19 protein-coding genes and 1 other RNA gene are annotated in these 18,345 nt (G+C 71.8%); 13 read left to right on the top strand and 7 right to left on the bottom strand.

Translation table 11 applies throughout. The features are described 5' to 3' along the window. The first annotated feature begins 72 nt into the window (after positions 1 to 72). Positions 73 to 867, top strand: coding sequence for an LPXTG cell wall anchor domain-containing protein (locus tag IO40_RS0120670; RefSeq protein ID WP_031029662.1), 795 nt, complete (start codon positions 73 to 75; stop codon positions 865 to 867). Between the two features lie 210 nt (positions 868 to 1,077). On the opposite strand, the gene IO40_RS0120665 is transcribed toward IO40_RS0120670, so the two are convergent. After that, positions 1,078 to 1,272: a hypothetical protein gene (locus IO40_RS0120665; protein ID WP_016469260.1), complete on the bottom strand. Its 195-nt coding sequence runs from the start codon at positions 1,270 to 1,272 to the stop codon at positions 1,078 to 1,080. Between the two features lie 300 nt (positions 1,273 to 1,572). Between IO40_RS0120665 and ftsE the strand changes: the two genes are divergently transcribed. The 6 genes from ftsE to IO40_RS0120640 all read left to right on the top strand — a co-directional run bounded on the left by ftsE (position 1,573) and on the right by IO40_RS0120640 (position 6,820). Next, entirely contained in the window at positions 1,573 to 2,262 is a 690-nt protein-coding gene (ftsE, locus tag IO40_RS0120660; protein WP_016469259.1) for a cell division ATP-binding protein FtsE, read from the top strand. Positions 2,263 to 2,274: 12 nt separating this feature from the next. After that, positions 2,275 to 3,186, top strand: coding sequence for a permease-like cell division protein FtsX (gene ftsX, locus IO40_RS0120655; RefSeq protein WP_016469258.1), 912 nt, complete (start codon positions 2,275 to 2,277; stop codon positions 3,184 to 3,186). Positions 3,187 to 3,254: 68 nt separating this feature from the next. Beyond that, positions 3,255 to 4,538 carry a S41 family peptidase gene (locus IO40_RS0120650; RefSeq protein WP_016469257.1) on the top strand — a complete coding sequence of 428 codons (1,284 nt, stop codon included), beginning with the start codon at positions 3,255 to 3,257 and terminating at the stop codon, positions 4,536 to 4,538. A gap of 27 nt (positions 4,539 to 4,565) precedes the next feature. Then, positions 4,566 to 5,084 (top strand): SsrA-binding protein SmpB, encoded by a 519-nt coding sequence (gene smpB / locus IO40_RS0120645; protein ID WP_030407173.1) that lies wholly within the window; start codon positions 4,566 to 4,568, stop codon positions 5,082 to 5,084. 264 nt (positions 5,085 to 5,348) lie between these two features. Next, positions 5,349 to 5,721, top strand: a transfer-messenger RNA (tmRNA) gene (gene ssrA / locus IO40_RS35320). Between the two features lie 154 nt (positions 5,722 to 5,875). Beyond that, positions 5,876 to 6,820, top strand: coding sequence for an oxygenase MpaB family protein (locus tag IO40_RS0120640; protein WP_016469255.1), 945 nt, complete (start codon positions 5,876 to 5,878; stop codon positions 6,818 to 6,820). Between the two features lie 77 nt (positions 6,821 to 6,897). Here IO40_RS0120640 and IO40_RS0120635 read toward each other — a convergent pair whose 3' ends face one another. After that, complete coding sequence (locus IO40_RS0120635; protein WP_016469254.1) at positions 6,898 to 7,659, bottom strand: SDR family NAD(P)-dependent oxidoreductase; 762 nt, start codon at positions 7,657 to 7,659, stop codon at positions 6,898 to 6,900. Positions 7,660 to 7,782: 123 nt separating this feature from the next. On the opposite strand from IO40_RS0120635, the gene IO40_RS0120630 reads away from it, so the two are divergent. The 3 genes from IO40_RS0120630 (at position 7,783) to IO40_RS38890 (ending at position 9,971) form a co-directional block, all read left to right on the top strand. Continuing rightward, complete coding sequence (locus tag IO40_RS0120630; protein ID WP_016469253.1) at positions 7,783 to 8,394, top strand: TetR/AcrR family transcriptional regulator; 612 nt, start codon at positions 7,783 to 7,785, stop codon at positions 8,392 to 8,394. 310 nt (positions 8,395 to 8,704) lie between these two features. Then, positions 8,705 to 9,421 (top strand): FG-GAP repeat domain-containing protein, encoded by a 717-nt coding sequence (locus IO40_RS0120625; protein WP_016469252.1) that lies wholly within the window; start codon positions 8,705 to 8,707, stop codon positions 9,419 to 9,421. Positions 9,422 to 9,824: 403 nt separating this feature from the next. Further along, on the top strand, positions 9,825 to 9,971 hold the full coding sequence (locus tag IO40_RS38890) for a hypothetical protein (protein WP_244190324.1): 147 nt from the start codon (positions 9,825 to 9,827) through the stop codon (positions 9,969 to 9,971). A gap of 25 nt (positions 9,972 to 9,996) precedes the next feature. On the opposite strand, the gene IO40_RS0120615 is transcribed toward IO40_RS38890, so the two are convergent. Together IO40_RS0120615 and IO40_RS0120610 are read right to left on the bottom strand one after the other, a co-directional pair. Next, the gene (locus IO40_RS0120615; protein WP_031175892.1) at positions 9,997 to 10,434 is read right to left on the bottom strand and encodes a GNAT family N-acetyltransferase; all 438 of its coding nucleotides are present in this window, start codon (positions 10,432 to 10,434) and stop codon (positions 9,997 to 9,999) included. Continuing rightward, a complete protein-coding gene (locus tag IO40_RS0120610) occupies positions 10,401 to 10,853 on the bottom strand; it encodes a DUF6010 family protein (RefSeq protein WP_016469249.1) in 453 nt (150 codons plus the stop codon). Before IO40_RS0120610 ends, IO40_RS0120615 begins: the two co-directional genes overlap by 34 nt. 235 nt (positions 10,854 to 11,088) lie before the next feature. Here IO40_RS0120610 and IO40_RS0120605 point away from each other — a divergent pair, with 235 nt between their 5' ends. Beyond that, positions 11,089 to 13,428 (top strand): HelD family protein, encoded by a 2,340-nt coding sequence (locus IO40_RS0120605; protein WP_030407177.1) that lies wholly within the window; start codon positions 11,089 to 11,091, stop codon positions 13,426 to 13,428. 211 nt (positions 13,429 to 13,639) lie between these two features. Here the strand turns inward: IO40_RS0120605 and IO40_RS0120600 are convergent, their stop codons facing one another. Continuing rightward, entirely contained in the window at positions 13,640 to 13,846 is a 207-nt protein-coding gene (locus IO40_RS0120600; protein ID WP_016469246.1) for a cold-shock protein, read from the bottom strand. A gap of 290 nt (positions 13,847 to 14,136) precedes the next feature. Here IO40_RS0120600 and IO40_RS0120595 point away from each other — a divergent pair, with 290 nt between their 5' ends. Further along, the gene (locus IO40_RS0120595; RefSeq protein WP_016469245.1) at positions 14,137 to 15,579 is read left to right on the top strand and encodes an NAD-dependent malic enzyme; all 1,443 of its coding nucleotides are present in this window, start codon (positions 14,137 to 14,139) and stop codon (positions 15,577 to 15,579) included. A gap of 501 nt (positions 15,580 to 16,080) precedes the next feature. Next, positions 16,081 to 16,362, top strand: coding sequence for an HU family DNA-binding protein (locus IO40_RS0120590; RefSeq protein ID WP_016469244.1), 282 nt, complete (start codon positions 16,081 to 16,083; stop codon positions 16,360 to 16,362). Between the two features lie 208 nt (positions 16,363 to 16,570). Here the strand turns inward: IO40_RS0120590 and IO40_RS0120585 are convergent, their stop codons facing one another. Beyond that, positions 16,571 to 17,257 carry an HAD family hydrolase gene (locus IO40_RS0120585; protein ID WP_016469243.1) on the bottom strand — a complete coding sequence of 229 codons (687 nt, stop codon included), beginning with the start codon at positions 17,255 to 17,257 and terminating at the stop codon, positions 16,571 to 16,573. Between the two features lie 51 nt (positions 17,258 to 17,308). Beyond that, a complete protein-coding gene (locus IO40_RS0120580; RefSeq protein WP_031175891.1) occupies positions 17,309 to 18,052 on the bottom strand; it encodes a GntR family transcriptional regulator in 744 nt (247 codons plus the stop codon). Positions 18,053 to 18,345 lie beyond the last annotated feature (293 nt).

The raw sequence follows: 18,345 nt of genomic DNA, 5'->3' as shown, positions 1-18,345 counted from the left end.
CGCCCGGTGCGGGTCGCGCTCCGCGGCGCAGCTGCCCCATGGACGAGTACAGCTACTGGGGGTAGTTGGAACATGAGCAAATCGAAGACGCGGCTGCGGGTCGCGCGCGTTGCCGCTGCGGCCGTGTTCGCGGCCGGCGCCACGCTGACCGCCGCTGGTGCCGCGCAGGCCGCGGGGCTGAGTGAGAGCTCCGGCGGTTCGGGTGGCGGGGACAACGGCGGTGTCATCGGCGGCATCATCGGCGGCCTGATCGGCGGCGGTGACAGCGGCGGTGACTCCGGTGGCGACTCCGGCGGTGATTCCGGCGGTGACGACGGCGGCATCGGCGGCGAGGACAACGGCATCGGCGGCACCGTCTCCGGTGGCGACGACGGCGGCCCCGGCGACAACGGCGGCCCGGGCAACGGCGGTCCCGGCAATGGCGGCCCCGGTAACGGCGGGCCGGGCAACGGCGGTCCCGGCAACGGTGGCAACGGCAACGGCGGTGGCGGCGACCACGGCGGTGGCGGTGACCACGGTGGCGGCAACGGCCACGGCGGCAACGGCAACGGTGGTAACGGCGGCAACGGAGGCAACGGCAACGGTGGCGGCGGCGAGGAGCCGGCGACCATCGGCGGCTCCGGCGGCGACGACGACACCTGCGAGCTGAACGGCGACAACGTCAACTGCCAGGGCGGCGGCGCCAACCCGGACAGCGCCGGCAGCCAGCCGGTCCAGGACAGCAAGCCCGCGGCCCCGAAGGACGAACTGGCCGAGACCGGTTCGGCCGAGACCACCTTCCTGCTGGTGGGCGCCGCGACGATGATCGCCGGTGGTGTCGGCTTCCGGCTGATGCCGCGGCTGGTCTCGCGCCGCACGGCTGCGTAAGCACCCGGCGGTCGCGCGCCTCACGCGCACCACACGCACGTGCCGGGTCCGGCGGTTCCCACCGCCGGACCCGGCACGTCGTCGTTGTGGTGTCGTGTGTCGCCCTTGCGCGTCGCCCATCCGCGGGCTCCCGGAGGCCGGTCCCCGGCGCCGGCCCCGCGGCACTTCCGGCCGTCCGCTACGGCCGACCCGCAGCCCGGTGCCGGACAGTTACGCCGTGGCCACCCGCTGTGCCACCAGCGCCACCGCTATCAGCGTGGCCAGCAGGGCGATCAGCGCGGTGGGGGAGAGGTGGGCGAACGGGGATTCCCGGTGCAGGCGCTCACGGTGGGCGCGGCACACCGAGCAGCGGCCCTCACTCACGGGCCCCGCGCAGTTGGCACACACCAGTCGGTCGCATGTCATGCGAACTCCTCTCCCGTCGCGCCAACGCCACCCGTGCGTGATTCGTTCCCCATGGGTCCTCCACTCCACTCTGCCAGGTGAGGGCGGCTTCCGCAGAAACGAGCAGGTGGTACACGGACGGCGGGCGCGCGGGCGGACACCCGGGCCCCGGCCGGGCGCCGCATTTGCGGGTGCAGCGTGCGCGGCACGCCACGCTTCGCGTATGGTCGCCCACACCGCACCCCCAGCTGACGCCGGAGGTGTCCCAGGGGGCCGCACCGCGGCTTCCGTTGCCCCTACCCAGGCCGACGTGGTGTATCCGTGATCCGATTCGACAGCGTCTCCAAGTCCTATCCCAAGCAGAACCGCCCGGCGCTCCGCGACGTGTCGCTGGAGATCGAGCGCGGCGAGTTCGTCTTCCTGGTGGGCTCCTCGGGGTCCGGCAAGTCCACCTTCCTGCGGCTGATCCTGCGCGAGGAGCGCGCCAGTTCCGGTCAGGTGCACGTGCTCGGCAAGGACCTGGCCCGGCTCTCGAACTGGAAGGTGCCGCACATGCGGCGCCAGCTCGGCACCGTCTTCCAGGACTTCCGGCTGCTGACCAACAAGACCGTCGGCGAGAACGTGGCGTTCGCGCTGGAGGTCATCGGCAAGCCCCGCGGGCAGATCCGCAAGACGGTGCCGGAGGTCCTCGACCTGGTCGGCCTGGGCGGCAAGGAGGACCGGATGCCCGGCGAGCTGTCGGGTGGTGAGCAGCAGCGCGTGGCCATCGCGCGGGCCTTCGCCAACCGGCCCATGCTGCTGATCGCCGACGAGCCGACCGGCAACCTGGACCCGCAGACATCCGTCGGCATCATGAAGTTGCTCGACCGCATCAACCGCACCGGCACCACGGTCGTGATGGCCACCCACGACCAGCAGATCGTCGACCAGATGCGCAAGCGCGTGGTCGAACTGGAGCAGGGCCGCCTGGTGCGTGACCAGTCGCGCGGCGTCTACGGATACCAGCACTGAGGAAAGGACGCCATGCGCGCCCAGTTCGTACTGTCGGAGATCAGCGTCGGTCTCCGTCGCAATCTCACGATGACGTTCGCGGTGATCGTCTCCGTCGCCCTGTCGCTGGCACTCGCGGGCGGTTCCCTGCTCGCGCGCGAGCAGGTGAGCACGATGAAGGGGTACTGGTACGACAAGGTCCAGGTCTCCATCTACCTGTGCAACAAGAACGACGCGACCTCGGACCCCAACTGCGACAAGGGGGCCGTGACCGCGCAGCAGAAGCGGGAGATCAAGAGCGACCTGGAGAAGCTCGAGGTCGTCGAGAAGGTCTACCACGAGTCCGCCGACGAGGCGTACAACCGCTACAAGAAGGACTTCAAGGAGTCGCCGCTGGCCGACTCGCTGACGCCTGACCAGATGCAGGAGTCCTACCGGGTCAAGCTCAAGGACCCGACGAAGTACCGGGTGCTCCAGACGGCGTTCTCCGGCCGGCAGGGCGTCCAGGAGGTCCAGGACCAGCGCGGCCTGCTCGACCCGCTCTTCAACCTGCTGAACGGTATGAACATCGCGGCCCTGTGCGTGATGACGCTGATGCTGGTGGTGGCGCTGCTGCTGATCGTCAACACCGTGCGGGTGTCCGCGTTCAGCAGGCGCCGCGAGACCGGGATCATGCGGCTGGTGGGCGCCTCCAGCTTCTACATCCAGATGCCGTTCATCCTGGAGGCGGCCATCGCCGGCCTGATCGGCGCCGGTTTCGCCTGCGTACTGCTGATCCTCGGCAAGTACTTCCTGATCAACAACTGGCTCCAGGAACGCATCTCGCTGATCAATTTCGTCGGCTGGGACGCCCTGATCAAGGTGCTGCCGCTCATCATCGCCGTGGGGGTGCTGATGCCCGCGGCAGCAGCGTTCATCACGTTGCGCAAGTACCTGAAGGTGTGACACAGGACGCGGGGGGCCGTGGCCGCAACCGTCCGTGCGGCGCCCCCCGCTGTCCTACACTCCGGACCATGCCAGGCTCGTGGTTCCTCGACACGCGCCCGCGCCGGTCGCGGCGCGGGGCCCTGACGGTGGTCTTCGCCGGCGTACTGGCGACCGGCGCGGCCACCGGAGCCCTCGGCGGCGAACCGACCGCCCTCGGCTCCGTCGCCCCCGGGTCCGCCGCCCACGGCGGTACCGGCCGCGGCGCCCCCGTCGGTGACGCCGCCACCGACGACGGCAAGAACACCCCCCGCGACCCGCGCGAGGCCCGGGCCCGCGGCGCCGACCTCGCCGAGCTCACCGTCAGCCGCAGCGGCGACCGCTGGTCCGCGGCCTACACCGCCCGCGAGTACGAAGGACTGCGGCAGGCCCTCGACGGCAGCTACGTCGGCGTGGGCATCTCCGTACGACAGGCCAGGTCCGCCGCGCGGAACGCCGAGGGTGCCGCCCGCCGGGCCGGCCACGGCCCGGCCGTCACGGTCGACCGGGTACGGTCCGGCAGCCCCGCCGACCGCGCCGGGGTCCGCGCCGGCGACCGGCTGCGCACGGTGGACGGGCACAAGGTGACCGGCCGGCCCGTCACCGCCGTCGTCGCCCTGCTGCGCGGCTCCGACCCCGACGCACCGGGCGGCGCCGCCGCCCCCGGCACCGATGTCACCCTCCGCCTCACCCGCGACGGGAAGACCCTCGTGCGCACCCTGCGCCGCGAGCGGCTGAGCACCGAACCCGTGCGGGTGCAGCGGCTGGACGACGACGTCACCCGCATCAAGGTCGGCTCCTTCACCCGCGGCTCGGGAGAACAGGTGCGCGAGGCCCTGCGTAGCCGCGTCCCCGAGGACGGCGGCATCCTCCTCGATCTGCGGGGCAACGCCGGCGGACTGGTCGAGGAAGCCGTCACCACCGCCTCCGCCTTCCTCGACGGCGGTCTGGTCGCCACCTACGACGACCACGGCACCCAGCGCGCCCTGTACGCCGACCGCGACCCCCGCGGCGGTTCCGGCGTGGAACGGCGCCCCGTCGTCGTCCTCGTGGACGGCGGCACCATGAGCGCCGCCGAACTGCTGGCCGGCGCGCTCCAGGACCGGGGCCGCGCCGTCGTCGTCGGCTCCCGCACCTTCGGCAAGGGGTCCGTGCAGATGCCCCGGCCCCAGCCGGACGGTTCCGTCGCCGAGCTGACGGTCGGTCATTACTCGACTCCGTCAGGTCGCCACGTGGAGGGGCGCGGTATCGCCCCCGACCTCCCCGTCAGCGGCACCGGCGAGTCGCTGGCCCGGGCCAGGAAAGTATTGAGTGGCCTCGAAGCCCGGTCCTAGTGGGAGAATGGCCTGGCTATGGCGAAGATGAAGACGACTCGGACCAAGGCGAAGGCCAAGGACGACAAGGACGCCCGGAAGCTCGTCGCGCAGAACAAGAAGGCGCGCCACGACTACCTGGTGCTCGACACCTACGAGTGCGGCATCGCGCTGACGGGCACCGAGGTCAAGTCCCTGCGCCAGGGCCGCGCCTCCCTTGTCGACGGCTTCGCCCAGATCGACGGCGGCGAGGTCTGGCTGCACAACGTGCACATCCCGGAGTACGCGCAGGGCACGTGGACCAACCACGCCGCCCGCCGCAAGCGGAAGCTGCTGCTGCACCGTGCGGAGATCGACAAGCTGACCGGCAAGCTCCAGGAGACGGGTCTCACCCTCGTCCCCCTCCAGCTGTACTTCTACCGGGGGCGGGCGAAGGTCGAGATCGCGCTCGCCAAGGGAAAGAAGGAGTACGACAAGCGGCAGACGCTCCGGGAGAAGCAGGACCGCCGCGAGGCCGAGCGCGCGATGTCCGCGGCCCGGCGGCGGCAGCGCAGTCGCATGGGGTGACCCCCTGCCGCCCCCTCCCGGCCGGCCTGGTCCGGCCGGCCCGCGTCTGGTCCGGCGGGGCCGCTTTGTCGTGCGTTGTGTGCGGGTCACGTGGGGGTGGTTGTGTGCGGGTCACGTGGGGTGAGGGGTGGCTTGCGTTGTGTGGCGCGGCTTCCGGCTCGCCGCCGGAATATTCGCCCGGGTGAAACCGTTGGCACTGATGTCCATGGGTTGGGTACCATGGCAGAGCCCTCCACGCGGGGGCGGGGTTTCTCAACTCAACATGGGGATGATCGGTTTCGACAGCGAACGTCGAAGCAGGGGAAGCGAGCCGAGGAACGCGGCAATGATCTCGTTAACCACGTGCCGCAAAAAAATAATCGCCAATCAGAAGCGCGATTCCTTCGCCCTCGCTGCCTGAGCAGCGACCTGCGAAGTGTCAGCCCGGGGTAGTTCCCGCCCCGGTTCCTGGCATCAGCTAAGGGAACTCACCGCGTAGGCCCGGTCACGGGGCCTGCCGGGACATCACACAGTGACTGGGCCCGTCGGAGACTAGTCCGCGTGATCTCCGGGGCCGAGAAAATCGAAGCGGACTGCGCTCGGAGAAGCCCTGTTTCCACTTCGTTGGACGCGGGTTCGATTCCCGCCATCTCCACTGGTACGACGAAGGCGAGGCTCCCACGCGATGGCGTGGGAGCCTCGCCTTCGTCGTGTTCCCACCGGGTTCCGGCCGGTTCTTCCCCGGTCCGGGGCGGCGTGCTGTCATGGAACCCGGACCGTGCCGCGTGAACGGGGGAGGGAGCGTTGCCCGTATGCCCACGCCACACCCGGACACTCCGCGACCGGCCCCCGAACCGTTGGGGCCCGACTCGCTGACCTGGCAGTTCTTCGGCGACTGGCGCACGCTGCTGCTCGCCCCCTGGGCCGGGGCCATGCAGAACATGCACCCGCAGCTGGGGGCGGGCGTCGCCGAGCACTCCCGGTTCTTCGAAGAGCGCTGGCAGCGGCTGTTCCGTTCTCTGTACCCGATCGGCGGCGTCGTCTACGACGGGCCGCGCGCCGTCGAGACCGCGCGCCGGGTGCGGGGCTACCACCGCACCGTCGCCGGCACCGACCGGCACGGCCGTCGCTACCACGCGCTGGAGCCCGACACGTTCTACTGGGCGCACGCCACCTTCTTCGTGCTCACCCTGCTGGTCGCGGACCGGCTGGGCCCCGGGCTCTCGGACGCCCAGAAGCGGCAGCTCTTCGACGAGCACGTGCAGTGGTGGCGGCTGTACGGGATGAGCATGCGCCCCGTGCCGGCCGACTGGGACGAGTTCCAGGCCTACTGGGAGCACATGACGGCACACGTGCTGGAGGACAACCAGCCCACCCGGGACGTGCTCGACCTGACGGAACTGGCCAAACCGCCGGCCCTGCCGGTGCCGGACGCCGTGTGGCGGCTGGTGCGGGGCGTCGTGGCGCGGCAGTTCCTCTGGCTGACCGTGGGGTTCTTCCCCGCCGCCGTACGGCACCGCCTCGGCTACCGGTGGACCGTCCGGGACGAGCGGCGGCTGCGGCGGCTGGGGCGGCTCCTCCATCTGGGGTGGAAGCTGGTGCCGCCGTCGCGTCGTTACCATCCCCGGGCCCGGGCCGGGTGGGAGCGTGCCCGGGGTGTGCGGCCCGCACACGCTCCCCTCGTGGAGACACCCGCGCGCAATCTGCCGCCGCTCGATGAGTGGGACAGTCCTCGGCATTACCTGCCTCGGTTGTGATCCTCGGCTGGGGTTCTTGGTTGTGATCCTGCTGGTGCTGGTGCTGGTGCTGGTGCTGGTGCTGGTGCCGTGCGGGCTCAGGCGTTGGCGCCGCTGTCCACGGTGAAAACCGCGCCCGTCGAGCCGGCGCCCGCTTCGCCTGCCAGGAAGGCGACCAGAGCGGCCACGCGTTCCGGTGTGTTGTAGCGGCCGAGCGCCGTGAGCGCGCGCTGACCGTCGGCCTTGGCGCTGTCCGCCGGGTTCATGTCGGTGTCCGTCGGGCCGGGCTGCACCAGGTTGGCGGTGATGCCGCGCGGGCCCAGATCTCGGGCCAGTCCCCTGGTGAGGCCGTTGAGGGCCGCCTTGGACGCCGCGTAGAGCGTCATGCCGGGGCCCGGCACGCGTTCGGCGAGGTTGCTGCCGATGGTGATGATGCTGCCGCCCTCCGTCATATGGCCGGCGGCGGCCTGGGCGGCCAGCAGTGCGGCGCGGACGTGGACGGCGAGGGTGCGGTCGATGTCCTCCAGGGTGATCTCCGCCAGCGGGCTGCTGGGGAAGATGCCGGCGTTGTTCACGAGGATGTCGAAGCGGCCGAACTCGTGGGCCGTGTGGTGGACGGCCTCGGCCGGGTCGGTGGCCGAGGCGCTGTCCGAACGGAACGCCAGCGCGTGGCGGCCCAGGGCGCGGATGTCCTCCGCGACCTCCTTGGCCCGGCCCTCCCCGGACACGTAGGTGAGGGCGACATCGGCGCCGTCCGCCGCCAGCTTGCGGGCTGTGGCCGCGCCGATTCCCCTGCTGCCGCCGGTGACCAGCGCTGCCTTGCCGAGCAGGGGGAGGGATGTGGTGGGTGTCGCCGTCATGGCTGGTGCCTCGCTTGTCGTTGGGTGTGAGTGATTTTTGTAGCGCGCGCTCAATAAGTAACACAGGAGTATCCTCGGGCGTCAAGAGCTTTTAGTAGCGTTCGCTAAAGAAAGGGGTCGGCGATGGCGGGACGCGGACGGCCTCGCGCCTTCGACCGGGACGCCGCCCTGCGGGAGGCCATGTGCGTCTTCTGGCGACGCGGCTACGAAGCGGCGTCGCTCGCCGAACTGACCGAGGCCATGGGCATCAGACCACCCAGCCTCTACGCCGCCTTCGGCTCCAAGGAGCAGCTCTTCCGCGAAGCGGTCGATCTGTACATGCGCACCGAAGGCGCCCTCACGCCCCGCGCACTCGACGAGGCGGCCACCGCGCGCGAGGGCATCCACCGCGCGCTGGCCGGCAACGCCTGCGGCTACACCGAGCCCGGCAAACCTTCCGGCTGCATGATCGTGCTCGCCGCCACCAACTGCACGCCCGAACACGCGGGGGTGCAGGAACTGTTGGCCGACGCCCGGTGCGGCACCCAGCGGCGGTTCCGCGACCGGTTGGCCCGCGGCGTCGCCGAGGGAGACGTGTCTTCCGGTGCCGACCTCGACGCTTGCGCCGCGTTCTACGCGGCTGTGCTCTTCGGTCTTTCCGTGCAGGCCCGCGACGGTGCCTGCCGGGAGAGTCTGCTCGGTGTGGTGGACGCCGCCATGGGGGCCTGGGACGGGCTGGTCGGGGTGCGCGGCTGAGGGGGCGCTCGCTGGGCGGTTCTCCCTGGGGGCTGGGGCGGGGTCTGCGGGGTGGTCGTTCCGGAACGGCATGATTTACGGACCGACCCCGGACCCCGCGACCGGCGTGTGCGCTCTTACGGTCGGTCCGAAAATCACGCTTCAGTGTTCCGGAACGACCACCCCGCAGACCCCGCCCCTCCGTATCCCGCGCGGGTGCGCCGCACGTCGGGGCGGTATGTCACGGTCCTGTCACGCGGAAAACCTCGGGTGAACTCATCAGGCGGCACCGGCATCACATCCGGCAACTACGACGGAAAGGTGCTCGCACATGCTGCGCACTCGCTCACGCTGGATCGCCGCCCCGCTGGCCGCGGCTGCCCTGACCCTGTCCTACGCCGGTTATCAGGCCTCCGCCGCCGAGCCGTCCAACGCTGACGCGCCTGCCGTGTGCCTGGCCGATGCCACCACGCTCCTCGGTGACCTGGACGGTGACGGCCACCAGGACAAGATCACCAACCCCGGGCACACCGGCACCGAGATGACCGTCCAGTGGGGCGGCGCGGACGGCTCGTTCGGCAAGAAGCACACCGTCCGGAGCCTCGTCGGCGCCAAGAAGGGCGAGATCGTGTCCGCCGCTGTCGCCGACTTCGAGAACGACGGCACCCTGGACCTGGTCGTCAACGTCGTCGAACCGTCCGGCGGGGACGACCCCTCCATGGCGCGTCTGGCCGAGTACCGGCAGGGGCCGCTCAACCGGACCGACCTGACCTCCGACAACGCCCGCCACTTCGACATCGGTGACCGCGGCGAGGTCAAGCAGCTGGCCGTCGCCCAGTACAACGACGACGCCTACCCGGACCTGGCCGTCCTCAACAACGCCGGTGACGGCCAGATGGACCGGGACGTGCGCCTGTCCCAGCCGGGTGGCGGTCTCGGCGACTTCGACTCCGAGGCCAAGCAGAAGTACGGGGAGTACGGGACCTGGGCCGAGCCGCCGGCCATGCCCACCGACGGCTGGCAGCAGTTCTACAAGAGCTGCTCCTGACCGCCACCGGGCGCCCCGCGCAGTCGTCCAGCGGGGTGCCCGGTTCCCCCCAATGACCAACAACAGTGTGCTCGCCGCGAGCGGGCATCCATGAGGAGAGACCAATGCCTGCTCGGAAGTTCCCCGTCATCGCCCTCGTCGCCATGGCCGCCGGCCTGGCCCTCACCGCCTGCGACAACGGCACCGGCAGTGACAACGCGGCGCCGTCCCGTTCCGCTTCCGCCTCCGCCCCGCACTCCCCCTCTTCCTCGGAGAAGTCGGAGAAGCCGGAGAAGCCCGAGTCGGGGACGGTGCAGAAGTCCGCTCCCGGGGCGGCGAAGAAGTCCGGTGAGCGAACTATGCGGGGGATTCGCGGTCGAACGCCGAGATCAATTCGATCGGTGAGGAGTCGGGGACCTGCCCTGTGCCGGAGAAGGCCGGTTCCGGGACGCCGCACAAGCCCGGTGAGCGGTGCACCGACCAGGTGAACTACGCCGGGGACCCGCGGCCGAACGCCGAGATCAACTCGATCGGTGAGGAGACCGGCACCTGCCCGGCGGTTCAGCACTGAGCCCGTCTGCCGAGTGTCCCGGTGGTCAGGGCGCCGGGTCGGGGCGGAGCAGCATCAGTTCGGTGGGGTCGGGGACGGGGGTGAAGCCGGCTTTGGCGTAGAGGGTGTGCGCGTCCGCGGTGGCCAGCATGATGCGGGTGAGGGGGTAGGTGGTGAGGTGGTCGCGGATCGTGGTGGCCAGCCAGCTGCCCAGGCCCCGGCCGCGCTGTGCGGGGTCGATGTAGACGTCGCACAGCCAGGCGAAGGTCGCCTTGTCGGTGATGACCCGGCTGTAGCCGGCCTGGGCGCCGTCCGGGGCGTAGACGCCGTAGTTGAGTGAGCCGCGTACGGCCTGTTCGGTCTTCGCCCGGCTGCGGCCCCGGGACCAGTAGGCGTCCTCGGACAGCCACCGGTGCACCGTGTCGAGGTCGAGGCGGTGCGGGTCGGTTGCTATTTCGTAGCCGTCGTCCCGTCGTGCGTGCATGCGGGGGATGTTACGGGCAGTCGCGTCGCTCCGTTGCGGGAACGGAGCAGTTCACGAGGAGAGGGGCCGCCGGCGAAGCACCACAGGGCGATGACCGGGTCGCACAGGGCGCAGCCGAACGAGGAGTCGTGGAAGAAGGGGATGATCGGGTTGCCCTTGAGGTGGTGGACGACGTCCCAGGCGGTGTGCAGCAGCCAGCCGATGCCGACGAAGGTCCACGACTCCAGCCCCCGGTAGGCCACGTAGGTGGCGAGCACGGTGAAGGCGAACTCCCAGCCGCCCATGCCGCCTCCGCTCAGATAGGCGGCACCCGCGCCGCCGACCATCAGGGCGTTGAGGCGCAGCCGGTGCGGCTCGGCCAGGAGGGACATCACCAGGGCGTAGAGGACGCCGATGACGAGGGGCATGACGTATTGCATTGGGGGAGCCTCACGGGAAGGACGGTGCGGAAGCGGCGCGCGACGCGGTGACGGCTCACACCGTAGGCGGGGGGCGTGTCGGTCCCCAGGGGCAGGAGTGACGGGTTCTGCCGGATTAGTGCCAGGTGGGGCGGGGGTGTGCCGCCGGGCCGAGGAGGCCGTCGGGCGGGCCCCGCTGCGGGGAATCGCGTACGGTTGACGGCTGCCCTAAGGAACGCAGAAGGGGGCCGCCGCGTTGAACGCGCAGCACACAGCGGAGCCAGAGACCGTCCGCGACCGCGAGATCCGCGCGGAGCAAGACCACCTCGACCGGGTGTACCGGCGGCTGGAGGAGAAGATCCACGAGGCGGAGTTCCTCATGGACGACGCCTCCAAACGGGCGCAGGTCGGCACGCCCGGGGCGCTGGCCGAACGCGATGCGCAGGTCTTCCGCGCCGGTGTCCACCTCAACCGTCTCAACAGCGAGTTCGAGGACTTCCTCTTCGGCCGGATCGACCTGCTGGAGGGCAAGACCGGCGAGCGCGGCCCCGACGGTGCCTACACCTCCGTGGAGCCCGCCGACGGTGCGGTGCGCGAGGAGGACGGCGGCCGGAAGTCGGCCGAGATCGCCGAGACGCTGCACATCGGCCGGCTCGGTGTCCTGGACGCGGACTACGCGCCGCTGGTCATCGACTGGCGCGCTCCCGCCGCCGCCCCCTTCTACCGGGCCACGCCCGTGGCCCCGGGCCGGGTCGTGCGCCGGCGTGTCATCCGCAGCAAGGGCCGTCGTGTGACCAGCGTCGAGGACGATCTGCTGCGCCCCGAGGTGGAGGCCCGGCTGGACGGCGAGGAGCTGGCCGTGGTCGGCGACGGTGCCCTGATGGCGGCCCTGGGGCAGGCGCGCGGCCACACCATGCGGGACATCGTCGCCTCCATCCAGGCGGAGCAGGACGAGGTGATCCGCGCCCCTGCCGCCTCCGTCACCCTGGTCGAGGGCGGGCCCGGCACCGGCAAGACGGCTGTGGCCCTGCACCGGGCGGCGTACCTGCTGTACCAGGACCGGCGCCGTTACGCGGGCGGCATCCTGATCGTCTCGCCGACCCCGCTGCTGGTCTCCTACACGGAGGGGGTGCTGCCCTCCCTGGGCGAGGAGGGGCAGGTCGCCATCCGGGCACTGGGCGCGCTCGCGGAGGAGACGGCCGGTGCGGTGGCCACCACGTACGACGAGCAGCGGGTCGCCCGCATCAAGGGGTCGGCGCGCATGGTGAAGGTGCTGCGCAAAGCCGCACGCGGGGCGCTCGATGTGGGACTGCGCGCCCCGGTGCCGGACCGGCTCCGCGTCGTGGCGTTCGGCAACCGTGTGGAGCTGGACGCCGCCGAACTGGACGCCGTCCGCCAGCAGGTCCTGGGCGGCACCGCCCCCGTCAATCTGATGCGGCCCCGCGCGCGCAGACTGCTGCTCGACGCCCTGTGGGAGAAGGCCGGCGCCCGCCGCCGCTACGACGATCCGGAACTGGCCGCCGAGGCCCGCGCCGGTTTCGACGAGGACGTCGCGACCGAGGAGGAGTTTCTGGCTTTCCTGGACGCCTGGTGGCCGGAGCTCACCCCCCGCCAGGTCCTGGGCGCGATGACCGACGAGAGCCGGCTCGCCCGCTGGTCGAGGCGGGTGCTGCGGCCCCAGGAGGCCCGTACCCTCGCCCGCGCCCTGGCCGCGCGGCTCGGCCCGGCCGGGGAGGGGGAGCTGTCCGTGCACGACATCGCCCTCCTGGACGAGCTGCGCAGCCTGCTGGGTGCGCCGGCGCGGCCCAGGAAGCGGGAGGCCGATCCGCTGGACCAGCTCACCGGTCTGGAGGAGCTGACCACCGCCGCCGACCGGGACCCGGGCGCCCGCCGGGAGGCCGGGGGCTGGAGGGCCGCTTCCGAGCGCACCGAGTACGCGCACGTCATCGTCGACGAGGCGCAGGACCTCAGCCCCATGCAGTGGCGCATGGTGGGGCGGCGCGGCCGGCACGCCACCTGGACGATCGTGGGGGACCCGGCGCAGTCCTCCTGGACCGATCCGGACGAGGCCGAGGCCGCGCGGGACGAGGCACTGGGGAAGCGGCCCCGGCGCCGTTTCGAACTCACCGTCAACTACCGCAACCCCGCCGAACTGGCCCAGCTCGCCGACCGGGTCCTCGCGCTCGCCATGCCCGGGGTCACCCCGCCGCGTGCCGTGCGCTCCACCGGCGTGCGGCCGGGCTTCACCGTGGCCGGTGACGATCTGGGCGCGTCCGTCCGCGCGGCGGCCTCCCGGCTGCTGGACGAGGTGGAGGGCACGGTGGGCGTCGTCGTCGCCATGGCGCGGCGCGAGGAGGCGCGGGAGTGGCTGGCGGGGCTGGGGGAGCGGGTCGTGGCCCTCGGCAGCCTGGAGGCCAAGGGGCTGGAGTACGACGCCACGCTCGTCGTCTCCCCGGCCCAGATCGCCGACGAGTCCCCCGCCGGGCTGCGCACCCTGTACGTGGCGCTGACCCGGGCCACCCAGCGTCTGGAGGTGCTCGGCACCGCCGCCGACCTGCCCGACGAGGAGGGGGTGCCCGACCTTCTCCGCCCCTGAGAGGCGGGCTCGTGCGCGGGGGAATGCCTGGCGCGGGTGGTTTGTTAGCCTGGATGTGGCACCGGCCCGATCCATGCCCCCGGGCCCAACCATAGGCGCTTCGAGCGCCCACTTGCCGCGAGGCGAGCTGGCGGGTCGGTGTCATCGAACGTCACGAGAAAGGGCTCCCACCCGGTCGGTGGGAGCCCTTTCGTGTGTGGGGGACGTGCGGTCAGCCGACCACGCGGACCCCGTCGGCCTGGGGCCCTTTCCGGCCCTGGGTGATCTCGAACTCGACGCGCTGGGAGTCTTCGAGGCTGCGGTAGCCCTCACTGTCGATCGAGCTGTAGTGCACGAAGACGTCCGGACCGCCGCCTTCCTGAGCGATGAAGCCGTAGCCCTTCTCGGCGTTGAACCACTTGACCGTGCCCTGAGCCATGTTGCGGGTCTCCCATAAATGCAGAGGCAGTGTGCGGGCCGATCTTAGGCCGGATTCGCTCCGTTTTAGGGAGATTGATGGCGGTTTTCCTGCGAAGGAGTGGGGGGTTTCGCACGGGTGACAGCCTCTCGGATGGTGGAATACGATTTCCGAAGAGGGGGCGGCGTTACCGCGTACCGGGGGGTAGGTGGGACGATCTGTTGACGTGCCGCCCCGCTGGCCGTAAAAAACGCGGTCGCGCGGGGGGACACGCGCACAACGCGACAAGGGAAAGCAGAGGGAAGTCGGCAATGGCGCCAAGCGTCTCCTACTCGATGACGGTCCGCCTGGAGGTCCCCGCTGGCGGGACGGCGGTCAGTCAGCTCACCACGGTCGTGGAGTCGTCTGGCGGCTCGGTCACCGGCCTCGACGTGACCGCATCGGGTCACGAACGGCTGCGGATCGACGTCACGATCGCAGCCAGCTCCACCGCACACGCCGACGAGATCGTGGGCAAGCTGCGCTCCATCGAGGGCGTGACGATCGGCAAGGTCTCCGACCGGACCTTCCTGATGCACCTCGGCGGCAAGATCGAGATGTCGTCCAAGCACCCCATTCGCAACCGCGACGACCTCTCGATGATCTACACGCCCGGCGTCGCCCGCGTCTGCACGCAGATCGCCGAGCACCCCGAGGACGCGCGCCGCCTGACGATCAAGCGCAACAGCGTCGCCGTCGTCACCGACGGTTCCGCCGTGCTGGGCCTGGGCAACATCGGCCCGCAGGCCGCTCTGCCCGTCATGGAGGGCAAGGCGGCCCTCTTCAAGCGCTTCGCCGGCATCGACGCCTGGCCGATCTGCCTGGACACCCAGGACACCGACGCCATCGTCGAGATCGTCAAGGCGCTCGCCCCCGGCTTCGCCGGGATCAACCTGGAGGACATCTCCGCGCCCCGCTGCTTCGAGATCGAGGCGCGGCTGCGGGAGGCCGTCGACATCCCCGTCTTCCACGACGACCAGCACGGCACCGCCATCGTCGTGCTCGCCGCGCTCTACAACGCGCTGCGCGTGGTCGACAAGCGGATCGAGGACATCCGCGTCGTGATGTCCGGTGCGGGCGCCGCCGGCACCGCCATCCTCAAGCTGCTGCTGGAGGCCGGCGTCAAGCACGCCGTGGTCGCCGACATCCACGGCGTCGTCCACTCCGGCCGCAAGGACGTCGCCGAGGCCGACGAGAACTCGCCCATGCGGTGGGTGGCCGACAACACCAACCCCGAGGGCCACACCGGCACCCTCAAGGAGGTCGTGGTCGGCGCCGACGTGTTCATCGGCGTCTCGGCCCCGAACGTGCTCGACGGCGACGACGTGGCCAAGATGGCCGACGGCGCCATCGTCTTCGCGCTCGCCAACCCGGACCCGGAGGTGGACCCGGCGGCGGCCCGCGAGAGCGCGGCCGTCGTGGCCACCGGCCGCTCCGACTTCCCGAACCAGATCAACAACGTGCTGGTCTTCCCGGGTGTCTTCCGCGGTCTGCTGGACGCCCAGTCCGTCACCGTGGACGACTCGATGATGCTGGCGGCGGCCCGCGCCCTGGCCGATGTGGTCGGCGAGGACGAGCTGAACCCGAACTACATCATCCCCAGCGTCTTCAACGAGAAGGTCTCCGGCGCGGTGGCCGGCGCCGTCCGCGACGCCGTCCAGGCCACCGGCAAGAGCGCCCTGGGCGACTCCACCAAGGAGCGCTCCCAGTCCTGACCCGGCCGGCCGGGCCTTCGGCGCAGCGCGGCACGGGCGGCCCTGTGCCGCACTGCGCCCGGCGCTCCGGGACGGCCCCGCCCCACGCGGGGCCGGCAGGGGCGTGGACCGGCCGTTCCGGCCCGCTGCGGCCCGGCCACGCCGGGCGGCTCCCCGGCGGCGTTCGCGGTGCCTGCGGGGCCGCGTCACCGGTGCCGCCCCCCTCGTGGTACCGGCGCGTCGGGGAAGGGTTCACCCGGGCGGCCCTTTAGTGTGGCGGGCAGCGCCGGGCGAGACGCCCGGATGACGTCGGATTGGCTTTCCCGCCGCAGGTGGGGGCAGGATGCATCCCCAAGGACTTCGTCCGAGGGGGTAACCCCGTCGAGGACCTTGTCCGGGGGGATACCCCACGGGGCGCGCAGGCGCGAAGGCGGACCCGGGTCCGGGGACTGTCGTAGGGCCCTGGCAGCATCGGCTTCGATCTCACGCCTCATCGGCAAGAAGAACACGGGAGTACGAATTATGAACCGCAGTGAGCTGGTGGCCGCTCTTTCCGAGCGGGCCGAGGTGACCCGTAAGGACGCCGACGCGATCCTGTCGGCGTTCGCCGAGACCGTCGGCGAGGTCGTCGCCAAGGGCGACGAGAAGGTCACCATCCCCGGCTTCCTCACCTTCGAGCGCACCCACCGGGCTGCGCGCACCGCGCGCAACCCGCAGACCGGTGACCCGATCCAGATCCCGGCCGGGTACAGCGTCAAGGTGTCGGCGGGCTCCAAGCTCAAGGAAGCGGCGAAGGGCAAGTAAGCCACGCCCCAGCCACCACCAGGCCCAGGGCGGCCCCTCCCACCGGGAGGGGCCGCCCTTCCGCTTTCCCCGGCCCCGTACGCCGCTTTTGCGGGCCCCTGCGTGCCGGTCTCGGGCCCGCGGCACCCGCCCCGGGCCCCTTAGGGCCGGGCGGGCGCCGGGCGGGCCCTGGACGGGCGTGGACGGGCTGTGAGCGGTCCCGGGCAGTTCAGCGGGCCGGCGGCAGCCGGGTGAGGTCCACCTGGGTCAAGGAGGACACCACGAAGGTGCGGGGCCCCTCCTGGATGCCGGGGACGGTGGGGACGGCCACCACACGGCAGCCCGCGGCCAGCGCCGAGGCGGCACCGGTGGGGGTGTCCTCCAGAGCGACGCAGTCCTCGGGCGGCACCCCCAGGCGGCGGGCCGCGGTGAGGTACGGCGCCGGGTGGGGCTTGCCGTGCGGGGCCTCCCCGTGCGCTATCGAACAGGTGAAGCGGTGGTGACCCAGCGTGTCCAGCACGAGATCGGCGACCACCCGTTCGGAGGCCGTGACAAGTGCCACAGGGATGCCGAGCGCGCGGGCGCCGTCGAGCAGCGGGAGCGCCCCCGGCTGCACCGTCACCCCGGCCCGCACGCGGGCCAGGAACGCCTCACCCAGCTGGTCGGCCGTGCTGTCCGCGGGCAGTCCCGTGCGCTCGGCGACCAGCGTGGCGGCATCGTCCAGCGGAAGGCCCGCGAACGGCTGCAGGGCGGTGTCGTCGGCGGCGGCGCCGTGCGCGGTCAGCAACTCGGCCAGGGTCGCCATCCAGTCACGTTCCGTGTCGACGAGGGTGCCGTCCATGTCGCAGAGCAGGGCGGCGGGCAGCACGGGGGCGGGCGCAGCGGAGGCGGTGGACGGGGTGGACGTGGTGGACAAGGCGGGCTCGCTCTTCTTCGTCGGGTCCGGGCGCCACTGGGGCGGGGCCGGTCAGGCGTGGGTGCGCACCAGCGGATTGGTCCGGGTCGAGTTGCGCACGCTGAAGACGACCGAACCGGGCCGGTAGCGGTCGTCGGAGGTCTCGATGGGCCGCCCGTCGGCCGTGGCGGTCGTACGGCGCACCCGCAGCAGCGGGCTGCCCCGGCGCAGCCGCAGATGCGCGGCGTCGGCGGTGCCGGCGGCCACGGCGTCGATGTGGTGCTCGCCGTGCACGAAGACCAGCCCGGTGTCGTCGTGGAGCCGCCGGGTGACCGACTCGCAGTCGTCGGGCAGCGCCTCCACGGCCGGCCCGATCCACTCCGCGTACACGGTGCGCTCCAGCAGCACCGGCTCCCCGTCCAGCGTGCGCAGCCGCAACACGCGCAGTACGGGCGCCCCATGCCGCACCTGGAGGAGCCCGGCCTCGTCGGCGTGCGCCGCGCTCCAGGCCGAGGCGAGCACCAGGCCGCCGGCGGCGCGTCCGCCGGACCTGGCCCACTGGGCGAAGCTGCGCAGCTCGGTGAAGGACTGGCTGGGAGTGGTGGAGAGCACCACGCGCCGCGCGCCCTGCCGGGAGCCGATGAGGCCCTCGGCGAGCAGCGCGGAGACGGCCTGTCGCACGGTGCCGCGGGAGGCGCCGTGCGAGGCGGCCAGTTCGGTCTCGGACGGCAGGGTCGCGCCGACCGGATAGCGGCCGTCGAAGATCGCGCGCCGCAGCTCGTCGGCGATCGCCTCGTGGCGGCGGGACTCGGGCATGGGGCGGCTCCTCGGACGCGGGGCTGCTGGTGCCCGTACGGGCTGCGCGGAGGTTCGCACGATCATGCCAGCCGCGCGCAGGGGAGTGCACATCAACCCGGTGGGACGGCTGCGGGGCCGCACTGCCCCACCCGGCCGCACCTGTGTGCAACAGGCGTTCTCAGCCGGTCACTTGGGGTGGCTGAGAAGAGCGCGGCCCGGGGCGCGTACTGGCGGCCCGTCCCGATCCGGCCGGCCGGTCTTGTCCGTACAGGAGCGGGCGCCCGGCCCGGAAAGCCGCCCGCGTCCGCCTT

Origin of the sequence: Streptomyces albus subsp. albus, from assembly GCF_000725885.1 — a bacterium.
Taxonomy (GTDB): Bacteria; Actinomycetota; Actinomycetes; order Streptomycetales; family Streptomycetaceae; genus Streptomyces; species Streptomyces albus.
Note: the sequence above shows the minus strand (reverse complement) of the source record. Positions and strands in the feature narration are given on the sequence as shown.

Bases quoted from the DNA above. Each gene is read 5' to 3' on its own strand.
- IO40_RS0120670 (WP_031029662.1), top strand. From the start codon at position 73: ATGAGCAAATCGAAGACGCGGCTGCGGGTCGCGCGCGTTGCCGCTGCG.
- IO40_RS0120665 (WP_016469260.1), bottom strand. From the start codon at position 1,272: ATGACATGCGACCGACTGGTGTGTGCCAACTGCGCGGGGCCCGTGAGT.
- ftsX (WP_016469258.1), top strand. From the start codon at position 2,275: ATGCGCGCCCAGTTCGTACTGTCGGAGATCAGCGTCGGTCTCCGTCGC.
- IO40_RS0120650 (WP_016469257.1), top strand. From the start codon at position 3,255: ATGCCAGGCTCGTGGTTCCTCGACACGCGCCCGCGCCGGTCGCGGCGC.
- smpB (WP_030407173.1), top strand. From the start codon at position 4,566: ATGAAGACGACTCGGACCAAGGCGAAGGCCAAGGACGACAAGGACGCC.
- IO40_RS0120640 (WP_016469255.1), top strand. From the start codon at position 5,876: ATGCCCACGCCACACCCGGACACTCCGCGACCGGCCCCCGAACCGTTG.
- IO40_RS0120635 (WP_016469254.1), bottom strand. From the start codon at position 7,659: ATGACGGCGACACCCACCACATCCCTCCCCCTGCTCGGCAAGGCAGCG.
- IO40_RS0120630 (WP_016469253.1), top strand. From the start codon at position 7,783: ATGGCGGGACGCGGACGGCCTCGCGCCTTCGACCGGGACGCCGCCCTG.
- IO40_RS0120625 (WP_016469252.1), top strand. From the start codon at position 8,705: ATGCTGCGCACTCGCTCACGCTGGATCGCCGCCCCGCTGGCCGCGGCT.
- IO40_RS0120615 (WP_031175892.1), bottom strand. From the start codon at position 10,434: ATGCACGCACGACGGGACGACGGCTACGAAATAGCAACCGACCCGCAC.
- IO40_RS0120610 (WP_016469249.1), bottom strand. From the start codon at position 10,853: ATGCAATACGTCATGCCCCTCGTCATCGGCGTCCTCTACGCCCTGGTG.
- IO40_RS0120600 (WP_016469246.1), bottom strand. From the start codon at position 13,846: ATGGCTCAGGGCACGGTCAAGTGGTTCAACGCCGAGAAGGGCTACGGC.
- IO40_RS0120595 (WP_016469245.1), top strand. From the start codon at position 14,137: ATGGCGCCAAGCGTCTCCTACTCGATGACGGTCCGCCTGGAGGTCCCC.
- IO40_RS0120590 (WP_016469244.1), top strand. From the start codon at position 16,081: ATGAACCGCAGTGAGCTGGTGGCCGCTCTTTCCGAGCGGGCCGAGGTG.
- IO40_RS0120580 (WP_031175891.1), bottom strand. From the start codon at position 18,052: ATGCCCGAGTCCCGCCGCCACGAGGCGATCGCCGACGAGCTGCGGCGC.